General features: G+C 71.6%; 14 protein-coding genes. 7 read left to right on the top strand and 7 right to left on the bottom strand.

The genetic code is table 11. From position 1 onward, the window contains the following. Window positions 1-38: 38 nt before the first annotated feature. The 5 genes from JX005_RS11505 to JX005_RS11525 form a co-directional block, all read right to left on the bottom strand. Entirely contained in the window at window positions 39-494 is a 456-nt protein-coding gene (locus JX005_RS11505) for a hotdog fold thioesterase (RefSeq protein WP_214467676.1), read from the bottom strand. Then, complete coding sequence (locus tag JX005_RS11510) at window positions 491-1,681, bottom strand: bifunctional 2-methylcitrate synthase/citrate synthase (protein ID WP_214467677.1); 1,191 nt, start codon at window positions 1,679-1,681, stop codon at window positions 491-493. The genes JX005_RS11505 and JX005_RS11510 overlap by 4 nt, the downstream gene beginning before the upstream one ends. Before the next feature lie 23 nt (window positions 1,682-1,704). After that, entirely contained in the window at window positions 1,705-2,604 is a 900-nt protein-coding gene (gene prpB / locus JX005_RS11515) for a methylisocitrate lyase (protein WP_214467678.1), read from the bottom strand. Window positions 2,605-2,707: 103 nt separating this feature from the next. Then, window positions 2,708-4,234: an MmgE/PrpD family protein gene (locus JX005_RS11520; RefSeq protein WP_214467679.1), complete on the bottom strand. Its 1,527-nt coding sequence runs from the start codon at window positions 4,232-4,234 to the stop codon at window positions 2,708-2,710. Then, window positions 4,231-4,869, bottom strand: a complete 639-nt coding sequence (locus JX005_RS11525; protein WP_214467680.1) for a GntR family transcriptional regulator — start codon at window positions 4,867-4,869, stop codon at window positions 4,231-4,233. The genes JX005_RS11520 and JX005_RS11525 overlap by 4 nt, the downstream gene beginning before the upstream one ends. A gap of 165 nt (window positions 4,870-5,034) precedes the next feature. Here JX005_RS11525 and JX005_RS11530 point away from each other — a divergent pair, with 165 nt between their 5' ends. From JX005_RS11530 to JX005_RS11545, 4 genes are read left to right on the top strand one after another with little or no spacing between them, the layout of a single operon-like run. Continuing rightward, entirely contained in the window at window positions 5,035-6,000 is a 966-nt protein-coding gene (locus JX005_RS11530; RefSeq protein WP_214467681.1) for an ABC transporter ATP-binding protein, read from the top strand. Beyond that, window positions 5,997-7,616: an ABC transporter permease gene (locus tag JX005_RS11535; RefSeq protein ID WP_214467682.1), complete on the top strand. Its 1,620-nt coding sequence runs from the start codon at window positions 5,997-5,999 to the stop codon at window positions 7,614-7,616. The genes JX005_RS11530 and JX005_RS11535 overlap by 4 nt, the downstream gene beginning before the upstream one ends. Before the next feature lie 20 nt (window positions 7,617-7,636). After that, on the top strand, window positions 7,637-8,110 hold the full coding sequence (locus tag JX005_RS11540) for a GbsR/MarR family transcriptional regulator (protein WP_214467683.1): 474 nt from the start codon (window positions 7,637-7,639) through the stop codon (window positions 8,108-8,110). Window positions 8,111-8,120: 10 nt separating this feature from the next. Further along, complete coding sequence (locus JX005_RS11545; RefSeq protein WP_214467684.1) at window positions 8,121-8,651, top strand: ribonuclease H family protein; 531 nt, start codon at window positions 8,121-8,123, stop codon at window positions 8,649-8,651. A gap of 24 nt (window positions 8,652-8,675) precedes the next feature. On the opposite strand, the gene JX005_RS11550 is transcribed toward JX005_RS11545, so the two are convergent. Together JX005_RS11550 and JX005_RS11555 are read right to left on the bottom strand one after the other, a co-directional pair. After that, the gene (locus JX005_RS11550) at window positions 8,676-9,152 is read right to left on the bottom strand and encodes an NUDIX hydrolase (protein WP_214467685.1); all 477 of its coding nucleotides are present in this window, start codon (window positions 9,150-9,152) and stop codon (window positions 8,676-8,678) included. 31 nt (window positions 9,153-9,183) lie between these two features. Continuing rightward, window positions 9,184-10,197 (bottom strand): aldo/keto reductase family protein, encoded by a 1,014-nt coding sequence (locus JX005_RS11555; protein ID WP_214467686.1) that lies wholly within the window; start codon window positions 10,195-10,197, stop codon window positions 9,184-9,186. A 158-nt stretch (window positions 10,198-10,355) separates the two neighbouring features. On the opposite strand from JX005_RS11555, the gene JX005_RS11560 reads away from it, so the two are divergent. The 3 genes from JX005_RS11560 to JX005_RS11570 are packed head-to-tail and all read left to right on the top strand — an operon-like array spanning window position 10,356 to window position 21,663. Next, complete coding sequence (locus tag JX005_RS11560) at window positions 10,356-14,111, top strand: AAA and adenylate/guanylate cyclase domain-containing protein (RefSeq protein WP_214467687.1); 3,756 nt, start codon at window positions 10,356-10,358, stop codon at window positions 14,109-14,111. Beyond that, window positions 14,108-21,145, top strand: a complete 7,038-nt coding sequence (locus JX005_RS11565; protein WP_214467688.1) for a PD40 domain-containing protein — start codon at window positions 14,108-14,110, stop codon at window positions 21,143-21,145. The genes JX005_RS11560 and JX005_RS11565 overlap by 4 nt, the downstream gene beginning before the upstream one ends. After that, window positions 21,145-21,663 carry a Pycsar system effector family protein gene (locus JX005_RS11570; protein WP_214467689.1) on the top strand — a complete coding sequence of 173 codons (519 nt, stop codon included), beginning with the start codon at window positions 21,145-21,147 and terminating at the stop codon, window positions 21,661-21,663. Before JX005_RS11565 ends, JX005_RS11570 begins: the two co-directional genes overlap by 1 nt. Window positions 21,664-21,675: the final 12 nt, after the last annotated feature.

Genomic DNA, 21,675 nt, shown 5'->3' on the forward strand with positions numbered 1-21,675 from the left:
GACACCCTAGTGGAGTATCCGGCCGAGCGCGGCCCTTATCAGCCCCGCTCGCCCGGGGTCCCGTAGGTCGAGCGCTGCTCGATCACCGCGAGCGTGCAGCGCGAGATGCAGACGAGCTTCCCCGCGTCGTCGGCGATGCGCACCTCCCAGACGTGCGAGCGCCGGCCGATCGCGGCAGGAGTCGCGGTCGCCGTGACCCAGCCGGAGAACATCGGCCGGATGTGGTTCGCGTTGATCTCCTGACCGACGACGTGGAACCGCTCGCGATCCACGGCGAGGAAGCCGGCCCACGACGCGAGGGTCTCGGCCAGTGCCACCGACGCTCCCCCGTGCAGCACGCCGGCGGGCTGGACGGTGCGGCGGTCCACCGGCATCCGTCCGACGAGCGCATCGTCGCGCAGCTCGACGATCTCGATGCCGAGGTTCTCGATGAGCGTGCCCGAAGCCATCGCCGACAGGTCGATGCCGGCGACGTCCCCGAACCACAGGCTCACTCGGCCGCCTCCTCCGCGCGCTCCGCGGCCTCGAGCACCGCGGCGTCGGGGACGTATCCCTCGATGTGACGCTCGTCGGGGCCGTTGTAGGCCGACAGCGGGCGGATGAGCGCATTGGACGCGAGCTGCTCCATGATGTGCGCGGTCCAGCCGGTCACGCGCGCCGCGACGAACAGCGGGGTGAAGGTGAGCGTGTCGAAGCCGATCAGGTTGTACGCCGGCCCGGACGGGTAGTCGAGGTTGGGGTAGATGCCCTTGCGGCTGACGAACTCCGACTCGAGGGCGTCGTAGAGCGCGGCCACCTCGGGCCGGTCGTAGTGCTCGACAAGCGTGTCGAGCGCCGCCTTCATCGTCGGCACGCGCGAGTCGCCGCGCTTGTACACGCGGTGCCCGAAGCCCATGATCTTGCGCTTCTCGGCGAGCGCCTCGTCGAGCCACGGCCCCACGTTCTCGGCGGTGCCGATCTCGTCGAAGATGTGCAGGACGGCCTCATTGGCACCGCCGTGCAGGGGGCCCTTCAGCGCGCCGATCGCGCCGACGACCGCCGAGTAGAGGTCGCTGAGCGTGGAGGCGATGACACGGCCGGTGAATGTCGAGGCGTTGAACGAGTGCTCGGCGTAGAGGATCATCGACCGGTTGAACGCGTCGACGACGACGTCCTCGGCCTCCTCCCCGAACGTCATCCACAGGAAGTTGGCGGCGTAGTCGAGGTCGTCGCGCGGCGCCACCGGCTGCAGGCCGCGACGGCGGCGCTGGCCGTACGCGACGATGGCGGGCAGCACCGCGAACAGGCGCACGCTGCGGGCGAGGTTCTCGTCGGCGCTGCCGCTGGCGTCGAGCACCGAGCCCATGCCGGCGAGGTCGCGGGCGCCGATCAGGCTGACCGCCGTGCGCACCTCGTCCATCGGATGCGCGTCGATCGGCACCAGGTCGATCGCGGCGCGCACGTCGGCGGGCAGCGGGCGATACGCGCGCTCGGTGGCGCGCAGCTGCGCGAGCTGCACGTCGTTCGGCAGCTCGCCGTGCCACAGCAGGTAGGCGACGGACTCGAACGACTGGGTCGCCGCGAGCTCCTGCACCGGGTAGCCGCGGTACAGCAGCGAGTTCGTGTCGGGGTTGACCTTCGAGACCGCCGTGTAGTCGACGACGACGCCGGCAAGGCCCTTCTTGATGTCGGGTTCAGTCATGACTGCTCCTTCGGGTCAGTGACTCAGCGGGCGATCTGGAAGTTGAAGACGTCCTGGTCGAAGTGGTTGTACTGCTCGTAGTCGATGAGGTCGTACAGGTCGGCGCGGTGCTGCATCTCGCCCAGTCTGGACGTGAGCTGCCCGTCCTCGTTCAGCGTGTCGAGAGCACGGGATGCCGCGCCCATCGCGATCCGCAGAAGTGAGACCGGCCAGATCACGATGTTGACGCCGGCGCTGCGCAGCTGCTCGGTCGAGAAGAGGTCGCTCTTCCCGAACTCCGTCATGTTGGCGAGGATCGGCACATCCAGAGCCTGGCGCATCGCCTCGAACTCGGCCAGGTCGCGCATCGCCTCCGGGAAGATCGCGTCGGCTCCGGCATCCACCAGCGCCTTCGCCCGGTCGATCGCGGCATCCATTCCGTCCACCGCGCGGATGTCGGTGCGGGCCATGATCAGGAAGTTCGGGTCGCGGCGCGCATCGACGGCCGCCCGGATGCGCTTCACCGCGGTGTCCTCGTCGACGACGACCTTGCCGTCGAGGTGCCCGCAGCGCTTCGGGTTGATCTGGTCCTCGATGTGCGTGCCCGCCAGCCCCGCGTCCTCGAGCGTCTGGATGGTGCGCGCGACGTTCATGGGCTCGCCGAAGCCGGTGTCGGCGTCGATGATGGCCGGGAGGTCGGTCATGCGGGCGATCTGCTGCCCGCGGCCGGCCACCTCGGTGAGCGTCGTCAGGCCGATGTCCGGCAGCCCGAGATCGGCCGACAGCACCGCGCCCGAGATGTAGACGCCCTCGAAGCCCTTGCGCTCGATCAGTCGAGCGGACAGGGGGTTGAACGCGCCGGGGAGCCGGAGCAGCTCGCCCGAGGCGAGCCGCTCGCGGAACAGGCGCCGCTTCTCGTGCGCCGGGACGGTGGAGTACAGCATCAGAGGCTCCCCGTCGGCTCGGGGCGTTTCGTCTCGCTTCGCTCGCTCAACGACCGGAGATTCTGCTCGCTCAACGACCGGAGATTCACCGACCCGACGCGCATCAGAACAGCCCCTTGGGCGCGGGCGCCGCGGCCAGCACGCCGAACTCGGCGACGATCGAGAGCTGCTGCACCTCGTCGGGCGTGAGCTCCGGCAGGCGCTCGGCGAGCTCGAGGAAGCGGTCGATCTCGGCGGCGGACAGCACCGGCTCCGCGAGGATGCGGAACTTGCGGACGTAGTCCTCGCGGGCGAACGGACGCGCGCCCAGGGGATGCGCGTCGGCGACGGCGATCTCCTCCTCGATGGTCTCGCCGTTGGTCAGGCGGATCTCGACACGACCGCCGAACGCCTTCTCGTTCGGGTCCTCCGAGTGGTAGCGGCGGGTCCACTCGGCGTCCTCGGCGGTGGTGATCTTCTGCCACAGCGCGACGGTGTCCTCGCGTCCCGCACGCTCGGGGGCGTACGAGTCGACGTGGTGCCAGCCGCCGTCCTGCAGCGCGACCGCGAAGATGTACGGGATCGAGTGGTCGAGCGTCTCGCGCGACGCCTTCGGGTCGTACTTCTGCGGGTCGTTGGCCCCCGAGCCGATCACGTAGTGCGTGTGGTGCGACGTGTGCAGCACGATCGACTCGATGTTGGCCGGGTCGACGAGTTCCGGACGCTCGCCGTGGAGGCGACGGGCCAGGTCGATCCAGGCCTGCGCCTGGTACTCGGCCGAGTGCTCCTTGGTGTAGGAGTCGAGGATGCCGCGCTTCGGCTCGCCGGCGGCCGGGAGCGGCACGTCGTACGAGGCGTCCGGCCCATCGAGCATCCATGCGACGACGCCGTCCTCGCCTTCGTAGATGGGGCTCGGCGAGGTCTCGCCGCGCATCGCGCGGTCGACGGCCTCGACCGCCATCTTCCCGGCGAACGCGGGGGCGTGCGCCTTCCACGTCGAGATCTCGCCCTTGCGGGACTGGCGCGTGGCCGTGGTCGTGTGCAGAGCCTGGCCGACGGCCTGGTAGATCGTCTCGACGTCGAGGCCGAGGAGCGTGCCGATGCCGGCCGCCGCGGACGGTCCGAGGTGGGCGACGTGGTCGATCTTGTGCTTGTGGAGGCAGATGGCGCGCACGAGGTCGATCTGGATCTCGTAGCCCGTCGCGAGGCCGCGCACGAGCGCTGCCCCGTCGGCGCCGACGTGCTGCGCGACGGCGAGGATCGGCGGGATGTTGTCACCCGGGTGCGAGTAGTCCGCCGCCAGGAAGGTGTCGTGGTAGTCGAGCTCGCGCACCGCGACCCCGTTGGCCCACGCCGCCCACTCCGGGCTGGTGCGGCGGTCGAGCGCGCAGCCGAACACGGTCGCGCCGTTGCCGCCGACCGACACGGCGTGGTCGAGCGCCTGCTGGCGTGCGGCGCTGACGGGCGCACGGGTGAGGGATGCCGCGGCCACGGCGGCGTTGTCGATCACGCGGTTGATGATCATGTCGACGACATCGGGCTCGACCTCGACGGGATCGGCGGCGACCTCGGCGATGTGCCAGGCCAGCTGACCCTCGCGCGCGAGGTTCTCGTCGCTCCGGTGGACGCGGAGGTGGTGGGTGACGGTCATGATCGTCCTAACTTCAGTGACTCGAGGATGTTCGTGAGCGCGTTGTGCAGGTGCACGTGCGTCGCGTGCGCCGCCAGGTCGGCGTCGCGCGCGGCGATCGCCGAGGCGATCAGGCGGTGCTCGGCGGCGGAGGCCGCGAGACGGTCGGGGTTGTCGCGGGCGAGACGCCGCACCCGCACGAGGTGGGTGCGGACGGTGCGCAGGGCCGCGGTGAGGTAGTCGTTCGCGACCGATTCGTCGAGGCGTCGATCGAACCGCCCGATGAGTGCGTAGTACGCGTCGAGACCGGCCGGGCCGGCGACGTCGGTGCGCGCGAACTCGAGCGCCAGATCGGCGAAGGCCGCGGCATCCCCCCGCTCCGCAGCGAGCCGGGCGGCGGACTCCTCGAGTGCGCGACGCACCTCGAAGATCTCGCGGATGTCGCCGGCGTCGATGGCTGTGACCACCGTCACGCGCGGGGACTGCTGGACGACGAGCCCGTCGGCGGCCAGACGCCCGAGGGCTTCGCGCAGCGGGGTGCGGCTGACGCCCAGCCGGGCGGCCTGCTCGACCTCCCCGAGCACGGTCCCGGGCGGCAGCGCGCCGTCCTGGATCTCGTCGAGGAGCGTCGCGTAGGCCCGATCACTGGCTCGCATCGATCGCACCTCCTCGTTGACAACGCGACCCAGTGTATACATAAACCGATCGAAGGGCGAACGGATGCCGCATCCCTGCCCTATTCGTATACATAGAGCACCCCGCGTCTCGACGCAGTCGCACCAAGATTCACAAAATCATGAAATGGGTGTAGCTTTCCCGGCATGGCCAATGTCATCCGCACGAGCGGTCTCACCAAGCACTACGGTCGCGTCCACGCCCTCGACGGCCTCGATCTCCACGTCGACGAGGGACAGGTCCACGGCTTCCTCGGCCCCAACGGCGCCGGCAAGTCCACCACGATCCGAATCCTGCTCGGACTCGCCCGGGCGACGGGCGGAGAAGCGACGGTGTTCGGTGCCGACCCGTGGCGCGACGCCGTGCGTCTGCATCGACGCATCGCCTACGTGCCGGGCGACGTGAGCGTGTGGCCCAACCTCTCCGGGGGCGAGGCGATCGACCTCATGGCCCGGCTGCGCGGCGCGACACGGCGCGACGCGGCGTACCGCGCGGAGCGCGAGCGCCTGGTCGAGGCCTTCCAGTTCGACCCGCGCAAGAAGGGCCGCGCCTACTCGAAGGGCAACCGGCAGAAGGTCGCCCTCATCGCCGCCTTCGCCGTGCCGGCCGAGCTCTACATCTTCGACGAGCCCACGAGCGGGCTCGATCCGCTCATGGACGTGATGTTCCGCCGCGAGGTCGCCCGCGTGCGCGCCGCCGGGGCGACCGTGCTCCTGTCGAGCCACATCCTGTCCGAGGTCGAGCAGCTGTGCGATCGCGTCTCGATCATCCGCGCGGGGCGGATCGTCGAGTCCGGCACCCTCGCCGAGCTCCGCCACCTCACGCGCACCGAGATCTCGTTCGAGGGAGCGGATGCCTCGGCCGCGGCCGGCATCGCCGGTGCGAACGACATCTCGGCCGAGGACGGGCGGGTTCGATTCACGATCGAGAGTGCGGCCGTGGCATCCGCTCTTCCCGAACTGGGCCGGCGAAACGCTGCGGGTCTGCGCATCGCGCCGCCGTCCCTCGAGGAGCTGTTCCTCCGCCACTACGGCGACGAGCTCGGAACCGTCGCGCGTCCGGGGTTTGCAAGCGAGCAGGTCTCCGGCGGCGAGCTCGAGGACGCCAGGTGAGCGGTTTCGGCGCGCTCCTCCGGCTGCGGGCGCGGCGCGACGCGGTGCAGGTGTCCATCTGGACCCTGGCCGTGCTGCTGCTGGCCTACGGCTCGAGCGTGGGCGTCACCGAGAACTTCGGCAGCCTCGAGGAGCGCACATCGCTGCTCTCGCTGGCCGTGGCGAACCCCGTCATCCTGCTGTTCCGCGGACTGCCGTCGGGCCCGGACGAAGGCGCGTTCATCGTGTTCCTGGTGCTGCCCTTCCTGGCGATGCTCGCGGCGCTCATGGCGGCATTCCTCGCCGTCCGCCATACGCGGGCCGACGAGGAGTCGGGCCGAGCCGACCTGGTGGCCGCCACGCCCGCGGGGCGTGGGGTGCCCTTCGCCGCCACCCTCGTGCACGGCATCATCGCCTGCATCCTCGTGGGCGTCGCTGGAGCACTCGGGCTGACGCTCAGCGGCCTCGGGGTCACGGGCAGCCTGGTCACCGGCGCGGCGATCGCCGCCACCGGACTCGTCTTCCTCACGGTGGGTCTCGTCGCCGCCCAGCTCTTCTACAGCGCTCGGGCAGCCAACTCGCTCACCGTCTCGCTGCTGGTGGCGACCTTCATCGTCGGGGGCGTCGGGAACGCGCTGGGCTCGCCCGACGACACGCTCACGCGCATGACGAGCAGCGGTCTGGCGTGGGTCTCACCTTTCGTGTGGGCCGAGAACAGCCGGCCCTTCGCCGACGACGACGTCCGCCCGCTGCTGCTCGCAGTGGCCGTCAGCCTCGTTCTGGCCGGCATCGCGCTCGCCTTGCAGGCCGCACGGGACGTCGGGTCGGGGGTGCTCGCTGCGCGCCGCGCCGCGCCGCACGCCGGACCGCTGCTGTCAGGCCCCGTCGGGCTGGTGTGGAAGCTGAGCGCGGGATCACTGGTCGCCTGGGCGCTCGGCGCCGCCGTGGTGGGCGCCCTCTCCACCTCGCTGTCCGCCGTCGTCGAGGAGGTCGGCACCGGCAATGCGGCGGTGCAGGCGATCCTCGAGCGACTGGCCGCCGAGGGATCGATGGACCAGGGGCTGCTCGTGACGCTCTTCGTCATGGTGGGTGTGCTGGCGGCGTGCTTCGGGGTGCAGACGGTGCAGCGCGCGCGTCAAGAGGAGACGCACGGCACGGCCGAGCCGGTGCTCGCAGCCCCCCTGGCCCGCGGGCGGTGGCTCGGCGCGTTCCTGCTCGTCGCCCTCGTCGGCATCGTGGTCATCACCGCCGCCGCAGTGGCGGGGGCGGGCATCGCCCTGGTCGCGACCGAGGGGGACGGCTCGCTGCTCGGGGACGCCGTGGTGGTGGGCGCCGGCCAAGCCCTGGCCGCCGCCGTCTTCACCGTGCTCACCGCCCTGGTCTTCGCCCTCGTGCCGAGGCTGACGATCCCGCTGAGCTGGGGGATCGTCCTCGTGGCGGCGTGCCTCGCGCTGTTCGGCACGATCTTCGGCGTCGACGAGGACATCGTGGCTCTCTCGCCGTTCGCGGCTGTGCCGCTGCCCGACGGCGACGGCATCGACCCGAACGGCGCTGTGTGGCTGACGGTCGCCGCGCTGGCCGGGGCCGCGGCATCCGTCCTGCTGATGCGCAACAGGGAGCTCGCGCCGGGAGGATAGGTTCGAGACGGGAGGATCCGATGGGGGACGCACACGCCAGCGCAGCGCATCCGGGTGTCGAGGCGGCCGAGCAGGCTGCCGCCATGCTCGCCGCCGCGGGGATGGCGCGCATGCCGGCCCGGGTCATGATGGCCCTGGTCGGCTCGCCCGACGAGGGGTACACCGCCGCCGAGCTGGCCGATCGCCTCGGGGTGTCGGCCGCCGCTGTCTCGGGTGCCGTCCGCTATCTCATCTCGATGCGACTGATCCAGCGCATCTCCCGCCCGGGAGACCGTCGCGACCGCTACGACCTCGTGGACGACGCGTGGGGCGGCATGATCACGTCGAGCTCTCCTCTCTATGCGGCGCTGGCGACGCAGCTGGACCGCATCGCCGACGAGAACGCCGGCGCCCCGATCTCGGTCGCGCGGGCGCGGGAGATCGCCGACTTCCTGCGCTATCTCACCGAGCGGATGCCTCGGCTCGTGGACGAGTGGCGCGCCGACCGCGGGTAGCCTTGCCCGAGTGACCGACTCCCCCCGCTACATCGTGGCCACCGACGGAGCCTGCAAGGGCAATCCCGGACCGGCGGGCTGGGCCTGGGTCGGTGAGGACGGCCAGTGGGCGGCCGGATCGATTCCCGTGGGCACCAACAACATCGGCGAGCTGATGGGGCTGCTCAAGGCCATCGAAGACCACCCCGACGTGGAGAACCTCGTCGTGCAGGCCGACTCGAAGTACGCCATCGACACCTACACCAAGTGGATGGACGGCCACCGGCGCCGCGGATGGAAGACGTCGACGGGAGCGCCGACGAAGAACATCGACCTGCTCGAGCAGCTCATCACCGCCCGTGACGCCCGCCGGGCGGCCGGCCTTCCCGACGTGGTCCTCGAGCATGTGCGCGGCCACTCCGGGCACGTGCTCAACGCCTGGGCCGACGAGCGCGCCGTGCGCGCGTCCGAGCACGCGGCGAAGGGCGTCGCGAGCGCGTGGTCGTCGCTCGGAGCACACGACCCCATCGACGTCTCCGCCGCCCCGAAGAACGGCCGCTGACCCTTCCCACGGGGTCCGTTCAGCTCAGGCGCCGGCTTCGGCGAGGTGCTCCTCGAGCGCGTCGAGTGCGGGGCGCTGGCCCTTCACGAGCTTCTCGCGCGCCTCGGGCAGCGGCATCCACTCCACTCTGTCGACCTCCGGGAACGACACCGTCTTCCCCGACCGGGGCGGCCACTCGAGGTCGAACTCGCCGAAGTCCAGCTCGTCCAGCGACAGCCCCTCGCCGTCGGCGACGAACACCGTCACGCGCTTGCCCGACGAATACGGGAACGTGCCGAGCTCGGCGAACGGCCCCTCCGGCGGGTCGATGCCCAGCTCTTCGCGGAACTCGCGCCGCGCGGCGTCGAGCGCGGGCTCGTCGCCCTCGTCGAACTCGCCCTTCGGGATCGACCAGGCGCCGGCGTCCTTCGCCGCCCAGTACGGCCCTCCCATGTGCGCGATGAGCACCTCGGGATCGGCGCCGAGCCGGTAGAGGAGGATGCCGGCGCTCGTGGTCACCATGGCGTTTCGTTCGCTTCGCTCGCTCGCTCGCCTAGACGATGCGCGTCTTGGGGGAGAGCGTGTAGGTGTCCTCCGGGTCGTCATACACGGCGCCGCGCAGGGCGGTGTCGATCGCGGCCATCGCGTCGGCGTCGAGCACGACGCCGGAGGCCTTCACGGTGTCGGCGAGCTGCTCGGGACGCGATGCCCCGACCAACGCTGCGGCGACGTTCTTGTTCTGCAGCACCCAGGCGATCGCGAGCTGCGGCATCGTGAGCCCGGCCTCGGCGGCGATCGGCTTGAGCCGCTGCACGGCCTCGAGCACCTCCGCGCGGAGGAAGCTCTTGATGAAGTTCGCGCCGCTCTTCTCGTCGGTGGCCCGCGACCCCTCGGGCACCGGCTGCCCGGGCAGGTACTTGCCCGAGAGCACGCCCTGGGCCATCGGCGACCAGACGATCTGCGAGATGCCCAGTTCCTCCGACGTCGGCACGATCTTGCCCTCGATCACACGCCAGAGCATCGAGTACTGCGGCTGGTTGGAGATGAGCTGGATGCCGTGGCTCTGGGCGAGCGCGTGACCCGCGCGCAGCTGCTCCGCGGTCCACTCCGAGACGCCGATGTACAGCGCCTTGCCCTGGCGCACGATGTCGGCGAACGCCTGGAACGTCTCCTCGAGGGGCGTCTCGTAGTCATAGCGATGCGCCTGGTAGAGGTCGACGTAGTCGGTGCCGAGGCGCGTGAGCGATCCGTTGATCGACTCCATCATGTGCTTGCGGCTGAGCCCGGTGTCATTGGCGCCGCGCGGGCCGGTCGGGAAGTAGACCTTCGTGAAGATCTCGAGCGACTCCCGGCGCTGACCGGCCAGGGCCTTGCCGAGCACCGTCTCCGCCGCGGTGTTGGCGTACACGTCGGCGGTGTCGAACGTCGTGATCCCGGCGTCGAGTGCGGCGTGCACCGTCTCGATCGCCGCGGAGTCGTCGACCTGCGAGCCGTGCGTCACCCAGTTGCCGTAGGTGATCTCCGAGACCTTGAGACCGCTGTTGCCGAGATACCGATAGTTGACCATCCCTCAACGCTAGCGGCGGTGGGATGCCTCGGCTCTCGGTCTGCCGCGTCCGGCGGCCCCATAGCGCTGACCCCGTGTGCAGTGAGATAGTGACACCAGTACGACACCCGTCCATTGGGGGGCTCGTGTCGCTTGGGGTTCTCTGGGGAGCGGGTCGCATGGCAGCTCGCGTGGCGGCGTCTGACCTCGTGCCCCGTCTGCTCGTAGAGCACGGCGGGCCGACGGGCCGTCGACTGAGCGTGGACGGCACCGCCGTGCTCATCGACATCTCGGGCTTCACGACCCTGTCCGAGCAGCTCGCCGCCGCGGGGCGCGAGGGGACCGAGCAGCTCATCGCGACGCTGTCGCGCATCTTCACCGTGCTCCTCCCCTCGACCGACGACGGCGGTGACATCCTCAAGTTCGCGGGCGACGCGCTGTTCGTCCTCTTCCGCGGCGACGACCACGCCAAGCACGCCGCGCACGCCGCCTGGAACATGAATCGCGTGCTCGCCGCGATCGGCGACGTCCATCTGCCCGCCGCCCGCGCGCGACTGCGGATGTCGGTGGGCGTGCACTCCGGAGTGTTCGAGCTCCTCCTCACGGGCGCCGACTCCGTGAGCGTGGTGCTGGCCGGCGCGGCGACCGATCGCGTCCTCGAGCTTCAAGGTGCGGCGCCGGCGGGTCGCATCCTCGTCAGCGGCGAGACGGCGGCGGCGCTCCCCCCGAAGCAGACCGCGCCCGATGAAGAGGTCGAGGGGGCGTTCCGCCTGCTGCGGGCGGGCACGGTCCCGTCCCACTCGCTGCTCGCGCTCACCTCCTCCGGAGGCGCCGGCGGCGAGCGCTTCCTGCCCAGGGTCTTCCGCCAGCGCCCCGACCTCCTCAGCGCCGAGCCCGATCACCGCTGGGCCGCCATCGGCTTCGTGCAGGTCGGCGGGCTCCCGCCCGAGCTCGACGACGCCGACCTGGACCGCGTCGACGCCGTTACCGCCACGGTGGAGGCCGCGCTCGCCGACACCGGTGCGACGCTCCTCGACGTGGACCCGGCCATCGGCGGCTACCGCTACTTCCTCACCGCCGGCTCCCCCACTTCCATCGAAGATCCCGAGGGCCGCCTGCTGACCGCCGTGCAGCGGATCGTCGCATCCGGGAGCGGCCTGACCCTGCGCGCGGGCGTGACCTCGGGCAGGGTGTTCTCCGGCTTCGTGGGCGCCATGAACCGCCAGACGTTCACCGTGATGGGCGACTCCACCAATCTCGCCGCACGACTGACGTCTCGCGCCGAACCGGGCACGGTGCTCGTGACCCGCTCGGCACTCGAGCGCTCGGCCGTCGCCTTCGATGCCGCGGACGGCGGCGAGATCACCGTCAAGGGCAAGTCGGACCCGATCCCCGTGGCCGTCGTGACCTCGGCCGGCCGGAGCGCCGACGGCGTGATCGGCGACGTGCCGTTCCTGGGACGTGACGCCGAGCTCGCACAGCTGCTGACGCTGCGGGATGCCGCGGCCACGGGCTTCGGCGGATCCCTCACGGTCACCGGCGGTGCCGGGGTCGGCAAGTCACGCCTGCTGGCCGCGGCGGCCGAGGGCAGTCCGCTGCCCGTCCTGCGGCTGAGCGGCGACCGGTTCGCGGGAGCGGCGTACCGAACGCTGCAGTCGCTGCTGCGTCCGCTGCTCGGCATCGCGCCCGAGGCGCCCGCCGACGTCGCCGGAGCAGAGCTCGCCGACGCGGTCGCGCGACTGCGTCCCGCGATGTCGATGTGGGTGCCCCTGCTCGCCCCGCTCGCCGGCGCCGAGGTCGCGTCGACGCCCGCCGTCGACGCGCTCGACGACGCGTTCCGCCAGGAGCGGGCGCACGCCGTGCTCGGCCGCCTCCTCGAAGACCTCCTGCCGGCGCCCGCCCTGGTGCTGATCGACGACGCCCACTGGGTCGACGAGGCGTCCGCCGCCGCGCTCGCCCACGTGTTCTCGGGCGACATCGGCCACGCGGTGATCGTCGCCCGTCGCGAGGCCGAGGGCGGCCTGCAGCTCTCCGGGCGCACGATCGAGCTCAGCGGGCTCGCGCAGGACGCGGCATCCGATCTCGTCGAATCCCTCGTGGGGCGCACGCTCCTGCCCGCCGACCTCGCGCCGATCGTGTCGCGCGCCGAGGGTAACCCGCTCTACCTGACCGAGCTCGCGGCTGCCTTCGCCTCTGGCAGCGACACGCTCGGCATCGAGCAGCTCGTCGGCGAGCGCATCGACGCCCTCGCCGAGCAGGAGCGCGCCGTGGTGCGGCGGTCGGCGGTGCTGGGGTGGGGCGTGCCCCTCGGCCTCTTCGTGCGCTGGGTCGGTCCGGCCGAGCTCGCCGAATCGGAGGGGGTCTCGGGGTTCCTCGAGCGTCTCGAGGACTCGGTGCGCTTCCGCAGCCCGCTGTTCCGCGAGGTCGCGTACGAGCAGCTCAACTTCCAGACCCGGCGGGAGCTGCACCGGGCGATCGCCGCCGCACTCGAGATCGAGCCCGAGCTGGCAGCCGGGCCGGTCGAGCCCATGCTCGCCATGCACTACGAGGCAGCGGGCGACCTCGCACGCGCCTGGCGCGCGGCGTGGGCCACGGCCCAGGCCGCCGAGACGGCGTTCGCGGTCGAGGATGCCGTCGCGGCCTATCGCGTGGCCGTCGGGGCCGCCGCACGCACGCGGCCGCATCCGCCCGAGCTCGCCGCCCTGTGGCGAGGCCTCGCACGCACCGCCGTCGCGAGCGGTCGCGCCGGTGAGGGTCTCGAGGCGCTCGACCGCGCCCGCGCCTTGGCGAAGGACGCCCTCGAGCGGGCCCGCATCGATCAGGACCGCGCGTACGCGCTCAACATCCTCGGGCGCGCGGCCGACGCCGCAACGGCCGTCCGCACCGCCCGCCGCAGCGCCACGCGTGCGGGAGACGACGGGCGCGCACTGCTCGCGAGCCTGTCGGTGACGGAGGCCGGCCTCCGGCTGCGGCAGGCGAGATGGGCCGACGCGCAGCTGCTCGCCCGCGAGGCGATGGACCTCCTCGACGGCGCGGCGGCCACCGACGACGAGCGACGCGTGCTCGCCGACGCGTTCCGCTATCACGACATCGCCGCGGGCGAGCTCGACGGCGACGCCGCCATGACGCACCTGCAGCGGGCGCTCGACCTCTACGACCGGATCGGCGACGAACTCTCGCGGTCGAAGGTGCTCAACATCCTGGGTGCGCGCGCCTACTATCGGGGCGCCTGGACGACCGCGGCCGGCCTGTATGCCCAGGCACAGGACGCGGCCGAGCGCGGCGGCGACGTCGTGGGCGCCGCCATCGAGGCCGCCAACGCCGCCGAGATCCTCATCGACCAGGGCCGTGTCGACGATGCGCTGCCGCTGCTCAAGGCCTCCCGGCGCGTCTTCGAGGGCTCCGACAACCCGTACCTGGTGGCGTTCGCGACCGGCTTCCAAGGACGCGCGCTGCTGCGCTCCGGACAGCCGGATGCCGCGGCCGAGGCCTTCGAGACGGCAGCGCGCGGGTTCGCGGCGCTCGACGAGACCGACGCCGCGCTCGACGCCCGTGCACGCCGGATCCACGCCCTGCTCGACGCCGGCGACACCGTGCGCGCCCGTGAACTCGTGGCGGAGCTCGAGTCGCTTCCACTCGCCGGCCGCGCCGCGAGCCTCGTGCTGCGGGCGCGTGCTCGTCTCGCGGCGTCCGACGGCGATGAGGGCGGCGCGCGCGAGCTCGCGCGGGCGGCGGCCGACGCGGCCGGCCCGATGATGTACGACCGGGCCCTCAGCCTCGCCGAACTGGCCGGGTGGAGCGGCCCCGAGGGTGCGCTTCTCCGCGCGGAGGCGGATACTATCCTCGGCGAGCTCGGTGTCACCGACGTCACCGGTCTCGTCGCCTCCGGCGACGCGACGACCCCTCAGCCCGCACACGAATCCGAGCAGTCATGACCGTCGTCCCGTCGCCGCGTCGCACCCCGCGCAGGTCCGTCGGGGTGCTGGCTGCGGCCGGGCTCGTGGCGGCCGGCCTGGTGAGCCTCCCCGCGGCCCCCGCCGCGGCGGACGTGACGCCGCTTCCGGCGCAGGCCGACGTGTACCTCGTCTCGCGCACCGACCAGGGCGTCTCGGGCTCGCCGTACATCACGCCCGACGGGCAGAAAGTCGCCTATGCCTCGACGGCGAGCGATCTCGCCGAAGGCACCCGGCCGGCGACGTCGAACATCTTCCTCGCGACCGCGATCCAGGGCTCCAGCGATCCGTTCTCCGGCTCGCCGCAGCTCGTGAGCCGGCCGGACGCATCGCTGCCGGATGAACCCGCAGACGACACCAGCTTCGACCCCGTGGCGAGCGCGGACGGGCGCTACGTCGCGTTCGTCAGCCGCGCGACCAACCTGGTACCCGGCGGCGGCGCGCCGGGGCGGTCGAACGTCTACGTCCACGATGTGGTCACGGGAAGCACCCTGCGCGTGGATGCCGGCGTCGAACCGGACGGCAACTCGTACGAGCCCGACATGTCGGACGACGGCCGGTACGTCGTGTTCGAGTCGGAGGCCACCAACCTGTGGGCCGAGGACACCAACGCCGCTCCCGACGTCTTCGTCGCGGATTTCGACCCCGACGGCGACGGCGTCCACCAAGCGCCGTCGGTGCGCCGGCTGTTCCCTGGGACGAGCGTCCCCGGCGGCATGAGCGAGCCCGCCATCAGCGGAAACGGCGAGTACATCGTCGTCACCGCTTTCGTGGACGATCCCGGCTCGAGTCAGCAGGCCACCGACACGCCGCGCCTCTTCCGCTTCCCGCGCGCGGCGGACTTCCGCTACATCACCCTCCTCGAGGGCGCTCACGACGGCGACCTCGGTTCGACCGGCAAGGAGTTCGCGGCGATCGCCGACGACTGCGGCGGGGCACCGGCGGCGGTGGCCGGCACCCTCGACCCGTTCAGCCGGGTCTACGTGACCGGGCTGGGCACGCTCGCGGTCAAGCGCACCGTGGGCGATGTGCGGGCGCCGGCGATCTCGGCCGACGGGTCGGCGGTCGCCTACGCGACGACTCAGCCCCTCCAGCCGAACGACACCGACCCGGACGCCCTGACCCAGCCGGTGATCCGGCTCTCGACCGTCGGCTGGCTCGACGCGGATCCTGACGACCTCGACTGCGTCGGAGAGCACGGCAGCACGTCGGCCGTCGAGATCGGCCCAGGAGACGCGCCGAGCATCTCCGCGAGCGGGCGCACCGTCGCGCTCGGCGGCCCGAGCCAGATGAGCGCCGCCCAAGCGGAGGTCACCGCCGTCGACACGCACGAGCACGACGGTCTGTCGGTGTCGGAGACGATGGGCCAGCTCTCGACGATGGGGTTCATCACGAGCGTCGAGGTCTCGGACATACCCGCGTCGGCGGTCTCCGACTACGCCGCCGCCCTGGCGAACGCACCGATCTACCGGCTGCCCATCTACCGGCTACCCATCTACCGGCTGCCGATCTACCGTCTCCCGATCTACCGGCTGATGATCGGCGACTCCCCCATCTACCGCCTCGAGGTGGCCGACGCCCCCATCTACCGGCTGCCGATCTATCGCCTCCCGATCTACCGGCTCCCGATCTACCGACTCGACATCCCGGGCGGCTGGAGCGAGCTCCTCGCCGCCACGGATTTCGCCGGCGATCTGAGTCAGAGCATCCTTCTGTCCGATGTGCTCACGTGGGCGAACGAGCTGCTCGCCGGCGCGGGCGGAACCGCGGAGGAGCGACGCGCCGCCGAGCGCATCCAGAGCCTCACGCTGAGTGACGTGGGACTCGAGGGAAGCGGCATCGAGTCGCTGTCGCTGGCCTCCATGGTGCTGGGCGGCGCGCGGCTGGCCCACGTCGAGATCGCCGGGGATGCCGCAGACCCGCTGCAGCGGTGGCAGGCGGTCGCCGATGCGCAGGGGCTCGCTGTCACCCTCGACGACGAGACGACGCTGGCCGAACTCGACGCCGGCGGTCTGGCGATCGACAGCTCGGGCGTCGATGCCGTCATCGCGAACACGCTCCCGATCGAAGACACGCTGCTGGACAGCATCCCGCTCACTCCCGCATCCGACGGCACCCCCGGCCTGCAGTTCGCGGGCACGCCCCTCGGAGACCTCGATGTCTCCGAGCTGAGCACCTCGGCTCAGGTGGCCATCTTCGGCGGCGTCCGGACGGGCACCCTCGCCGAGAACGCGGGAGACATCCGGCCGTCCGCGACGACCGCCGACCTCGCCGCCGGGGCGCCCGATCAGGTGACGCTCGGGACGATCCTGCTGTCGCTGCTCGAGAGCGCCGACTACCCGTGGGAGCAGATCGATCCGGCGGTCATCCCGGCCGGCGCCACGACGGAGCAGTCGCAGCCGAGATGGTGCAACGGCACCGAGCGGTGCGGATCCTTCCTGCAGTATCAGTTCACCTTCGACCCCGGTCCCGGTGAGCCCACCACGTTCACGGCTCCGACCGCGACGATCGAGCTCCCCGGGGCGACCCGGGCGCGGGCGATCAGAAGCGGCGGATCCGGACCCTCGTTCAGCCAGTTCGAGGAAACTCCCTACACAGGCCCGGTGCTCGAAGACGGGTCGATGCTCACCTTCCCCCTGCCCGACACGGTCGGAGGCACCGTACGGGAGATCACGGTCGACTTCACGGAGGTGCGCCGACCCGGCTCGTGGCAATCGCGAGCGACGCTGACGAGCGGCGAGGCCGGCGCCGAGGCGTTCCTGTTCATGCCGGCCGCCGACGACTACACCTACTACGACTCGGAGGTGAACAACCGCACCCCCGAGGGCGAGTGGACGATGACCACGGAGGCAGGCGGCGGGATCGTCCTGAGCCCCGGAAGCGTGTACTACGAGTGGGTCGCGCCATTCAACATCGAGTACGACGAGGAGAGCAACGAGCGCGTGTTCGGCCCGGCCGACGACGAGGACTGGTTCCTCGTCGATCCGCCTCCGGCAGGCAAGCGGCTGGTGGTCTCCACGAACGCCGCTGACGGCCAGCTCGCGCTCGCCCTGTTCAAGCCGACCCCGACGACCACCCCGCTCGGCGTCGAGGGCCCGGGCCGACCACAGGGGACCGTCGTCGTCGAGCAGAACTCGGGCGCCGCCTCGTCCCCTGCGGAATCGGGCGCCGACGCGTCAGCCGCGGCGGCCGACCATGTGCTCGTCGACCAGGCTTCGGTCGGCGGCGACGGCACCGCGACGGTCGAGGCGGGCTCGGCGGCCGTCGACGGCGGCGAGCGCTGGCTCGTCCGCGTGACGAGCGGAACCGGTGAGGCGGGGCGCCAGCTCTACTCGCTGCGGGCCGCGTACGAAGACGAGGCACCCGAGCAGTCCTGCCTCCCCTTCGAGCCGGCGGTCCCCCTCGATCCCGAATGGCCGCCGCCGCTGATCGACGACGTGATGGGCGTCAGCGCCGAGACGAACACCCTCTACCTGACCGACGTCACCCGCATGCGCCAGCTGTACGGCAAGGAGGGCGCCGATGCCGTCGAGAACGAGCTGCGTCTGGTCGACGCCTGGAGCGACCTGAACGAGATCGGCGTGGACGGCGCTCTCGTCACGGTCGATGCCGACCCGGCCGTGCAGGAGGCGCGCGCGATCGCCGACCAGAACCCCTGCTCGATGCCCGCCCGTCGAGCCCTCGCGGCCGCGATCAACCGCTACGTGCAGTCGGTGGTCGACTCGAGCGGCGCGGAGGTGCGCAGCGTCGTGGTGGTCGGCGGCGACGACGTCATCCCGTTCGCGCCGGTCGCCCAGAACACCGCCCAGTTCAACGAGAGCGGACACGCCGCCGACCTGCGCCTCGACGAGCTGCCCGACGGTTCGCCGTGCCCCGAGGTCTCGGGCGGACTCCCCGATCCGTGCGCGACGCCCCTGTCGGCGGCGGCCGCGGGCGACTACATCCTCACGGACGACCCCTACGGGCTGGCCGATGCGTACCAGTCGCTCGGCGGCTATCTGTACGTGCCGACGGTCGCCCTCGGGCGGCTCGTCGACACGCCCGAGCAGATCGTGGCGCAGCTCGACCGCTACCGTGGATCGCTCACCGGCCTGCTCGAGGCGGACACGTCGCTGACGGGCGGCTATGGCGCCTGGGCCGAGCTTCCCGAGCTGGTCGAAGCCAACCTGACGTGGCGGCTGTCCGGCCAGGGTGCGCCGCTGCAGGAGCCCTGGACCGAGGCCGACGCGCTGGACCGCCTGCTCCCCCCTTCGGACGACGCTCCGCGGATCGTGTCGCTCAACACGCATGCCGATGAGCGGAACCTGCTCCCGGGCGTGGAGGATGCGGCGCAAGGGGCGCCGGAGGGCACCGACCTCATGTCGGCCGACGAGCTGCTGCCTGAGGCATCCCGGCTCGAGGATTCACTCGTGTTCATGATCGGATGCCACGCGGGCACCAACCTGCCGACGTCGTACTACGGCGACGTGACGGACTGGGCGGACGTCTTCGCCGAGTCGGCCGGATACGTCGGGAACACCGGGTTCGGTCTGGCGAACAGCGTCACCACCGCCTTGAGCGAGCGTCTGCTCGCCGCGTACGCCGACTGGATCGGCGTGGAGACCGACGACCGGCGCGTGACGGCGGGCGAGGCGCTCATGTACGCCAAGCAGTCGTATCTCGGCCAGGTCGGGACGTACTCGGGCTACGACGAGAAGGTCCTCATGCAGGCCGTCTACTATGGCGTGCCGATGTACGGGTTCGCCGGCGACGAGACCGCCAAGAAGGCTCCGCCGCTGCCGGCCGTCGCCGAGGGCCTGACGATCGTCGACGAGGGTGACGGACTCGCCAGCGCCTCGCTGACACTCACCCCCGCCCTGACCGCACGCTCCGTCGACCCGGACGGCAGCGACGGCTCGGAGCCCGCTCGGACGTACTTCACCGTGGGGGACGAAGCGCCCCTCACCGTCGCCGGCCAGCCGGCCCTGCCCAAGACCGTGATGCAGGTTCCACTGTCGGACGAGGGCGGCAAGGTCGCCAAGGGCGCGCTGATCACCGGCCTCGCGTCGGAGTACACGTCGGACGTCCATCCGCTCGTAGCCGACCCGCTGATCGGCGTCGAGGCCGCCTCGATGACGAAGCAGGATGTCGCGTTCCCGTCGACCTTCGCGAACGTCACCTCGCAGGACACGCCGTCAGGGCCTGTAGGCCTCCTGGTGGTGACCCCCGCGAGCGTGCAGGCTCCTGCCAACGGCGCCGGACGGATCGAGACCTTCACCTCGATGGATGTGGCGGTGCTCTACAGCCAGGACACGACCGACGTCACCGGCCCCGTGATCACGACCCGCGACGTCGGCTGGCCGTTCTCGGTCTCGGCGTACGACCCGGGCGGAGGCGCGATCTCGCGCGTCGTGCTGCTCGTCCAGGATGCGCAGGACGACGGCGGAGACGGCACGGCGCAGGAGTGGATCCCGGTCGAGCTCACGCCGTCCGGCGAGGAATGGCGCGCTCAGCGCCCCGCGGGGATCGACGGGCCGTTCCGGTGGATCCTGCAGGTCGTCGACTCCGCGGGCAACGTGACCACCGACAGCGATCGCGGCCGGCTCCCGGCTGCGGACGCGGCGAGCCCGACGCTGGCGGAGGGCGGCGACGACCTCGCCGTCACCGCGGGCGAGCGCGTGGTGCGCAGCCTCGTCGTCGAGGACGTCGAACCCGGCGACGCGCTCACCGGGCGCTACCGCCTGCTCCGCCCGAACGGCGACATGATCCGCTCCGGTCCTCTCACGCTCGCGACCGGTTCCGACGGCGTGCAGCGTGCCACGCTCGACGTCGTCGCGGATACTCCGGGAGCCTTCACCGCCGAGCTGCGGGTGTGCCGCGCCGGCGGAGTCGTGTGCAGCGAGCCGTCCGCATTCGGCCTGACCGTGACCCCGGAGAACACCGCGCCCACCGCGACGGTCCGCTTCCTCGAGAAGGACGCGTCGCCCTCGTCGACCCTGCATGCCGAGGCGACCGGTGCCGACGCCGACGGTGACGTCGTGAGCCTCAGTTACCGGTGGTACCGCAACGGCATCCTGATCGAGGGCGCGGTCACCTCCTCTCTCCCCCTCGGCGGCGTCGCGGTGACGGGCGACCTGATCCGGGTGGAGGCCATCCCGAACGACGGCAGCACCGACGGTCATGCGGCCGTCGGCGAGATCCGCGTCGGCGAGGACGTCGCTCTCCCGACCATCGCGGTCTGGGCGACGACGGACGGCGAGACCTACGACGAGGGCACCTGGGCGCGAGCGGACGTCGTCGTGTCGTTCACGTGCACCGGCATCGGCGTGGTGTGCCCTGGCCCCGTCACCGTCTCGGCCGACACCGACGGCACGGTGGTCGAGCGCAGCGTCACCGACGAGCTGGGCCGTGAGGCGACCGCCGGCATCACGGTCCGGCGCGATGCGACCGCGCCGTCGCTCGCACCGTCGGTCTCTCCTGACCCCGTCGCCGTCGGCGGCACCGCCACCGCCGTCCCGGTCGCCACCGACACCGGATCGGGGATCTCGACCCAGTCGTGCGATCAGCCCGCGACCGCCACGGCCGGTGCGAAGACGCTGACCTGCCGGGCGACGGACGTCGCCGGCAACAGCACCGCCGTCACGGTCGCGTATACGGTGATCGCGCCGTCGCCCTCCTGCCGCCTGGGCAGCCGCGTGGTCATGCAGCCCGTGAACCCCGACGGATCGAGCGTGTTCGCCCGCATCTCGGCCGTTCCGGTGATGTTCCGGCTGTGCGACACGGTCGGGCGCCTCGTGACCGCCAAGGGATCCGTCACGAGCGTCACGCAGGTCTCGGCGACGGCGATGCCGAACAAGGGCACCCGGGTCAACGAGCTGCCGCTGCTGCTGCCGACCGTGAAGCCGGTGTACGTGAAGCTCACGGGACTGTGGGTCGGCACGATCGGGTCGGCGACGCTGAAGGGCGGCCAGAAGTACACCTACCGGGTGAACCTGGCCGACGGCACGTCGTTCACGTTCACCTTCGGGATCAAGTGATGGCGGGCGCCGAGACGGGATCGACGGATGCCGCGGCCGACGCCCTCGCGGCGAGGATGCTCGACGAGGTGACCTCCGAGATCGCCCACGCCGACGAGAAGGCGTCGCTCCTGATCGGCAGCCTGGGAATCGCGTTCACGATCGTCCTCAGCGGGCTGCTGGGCGGCGACTGGACGACCGAGACGCTCTCCTCAGCCGGGCTCGTCATGTGGATCGCGGGCGCCGTGGCCGCCATCGCGTCGGTGGCCGCGGCGGCGCTGGCCGTCTGGCCGCGGCTCACTCCTGCGCCGGCCGACGGCGTCATCGCCTTCTGGGCACACGTGCGCGGCTACCGGTCGCACCGTGCGCTCATGGCGGCGATGGCCGAACACGCGATTCCCGAGCCGGAGCGAACCTACCAGCAGCTGTTCGTGCTCTCGGCGGTCGTGCAGCGCAAGTACCGCTGCATCCGGTGGGCCATGGCGCTGGCCGGCGTCGCGGCCGTGCTCGTCGCGATCGCCTCCCTGCTCGTGGTGTGACGCACGGCCGGA

This window comes from Microbacterium flavescens (assembly GCF_018588945.1).
GTDB lineage: Bacteria > Actinomycetota > Actinomycetes > Actinomycetales > Microbacteriaceae > Microbacterium > Microbacterium flavescens.

Coding starts and splice junctions, on each gene's coding strand:
- JX005_RS11510 (WP_214467677.1), bottom strand. CDS start 1,681: ATGACTGAACCCGACATCAAGAAGGGCCTTGCCGGCGTCGTCGTCGAC.
- prpB (WP_214467678.1), bottom strand. CDS start 2,604: ATGCTGTACTCCACCGTCCCGGCGCACGAGAAGCGGCGCCTGTTCCGC.
- JX005_RS11520 (WP_214467679.1), bottom strand. CDS start 4,234: ATGACCGTCACCCACCACCTCCGCGTCCACCGGAGCGACGAGAACCTC.
- JX005_RS11525 (WP_214467680.1), bottom strand. CDS start 4,869: ATGCGAGCCAGTGATCGGGCCTACGCGACGCTCCTCGACGAGATCCAG.
- JX005_RS11530 (WP_214467681.1), top strand. CDS start 5,035: ATGGCCAATGTCATCCGCACGAGCGGTCTCACCAAGCACTACGGTCGC.
- JX005_RS11540 (WP_214467683.1), top strand. CDS start 7,637: ATGGGGGACGCACACGCCAGCGCAGCGCATCCGGGTGTCGAGGCGGCC.
- JX005_RS11550 (WP_214467685.1), bottom strand. CDS start 9,152: ATGGTGACCACGAGCGCCGGCATCCTCCTCTACCGGCTCGGCGCCGAT.
- JX005_RS11555 (WP_214467686.1), bottom strand. CDS start 10,197: ATGGTCAACTATCGGTATCTCGGCAACAGCGGTCTCAAGGTCTCGGAG.
- JX005_RS11560 (WP_214467687.1), top strand. CDS start 10,356: ATGGCAGCTCGCGTGGCGGCGTCTGACCTCGTGCCCCGTCTGCTCGTA.
- JX005_RS11565 (WP_214467688.1), top strand. CDS start 14,108: ATGACCGTCGTCCCGTCGCCGCGTCGCACCCCGCGCAGGTCCGTCGGG.
- JX005_RS11570 (WP_214467689.1), top strand. CDS start 21,145: ATGGCGGGCGCCGAGACGGGATCGACGGATGCCGCGGCCGACGCCCTC.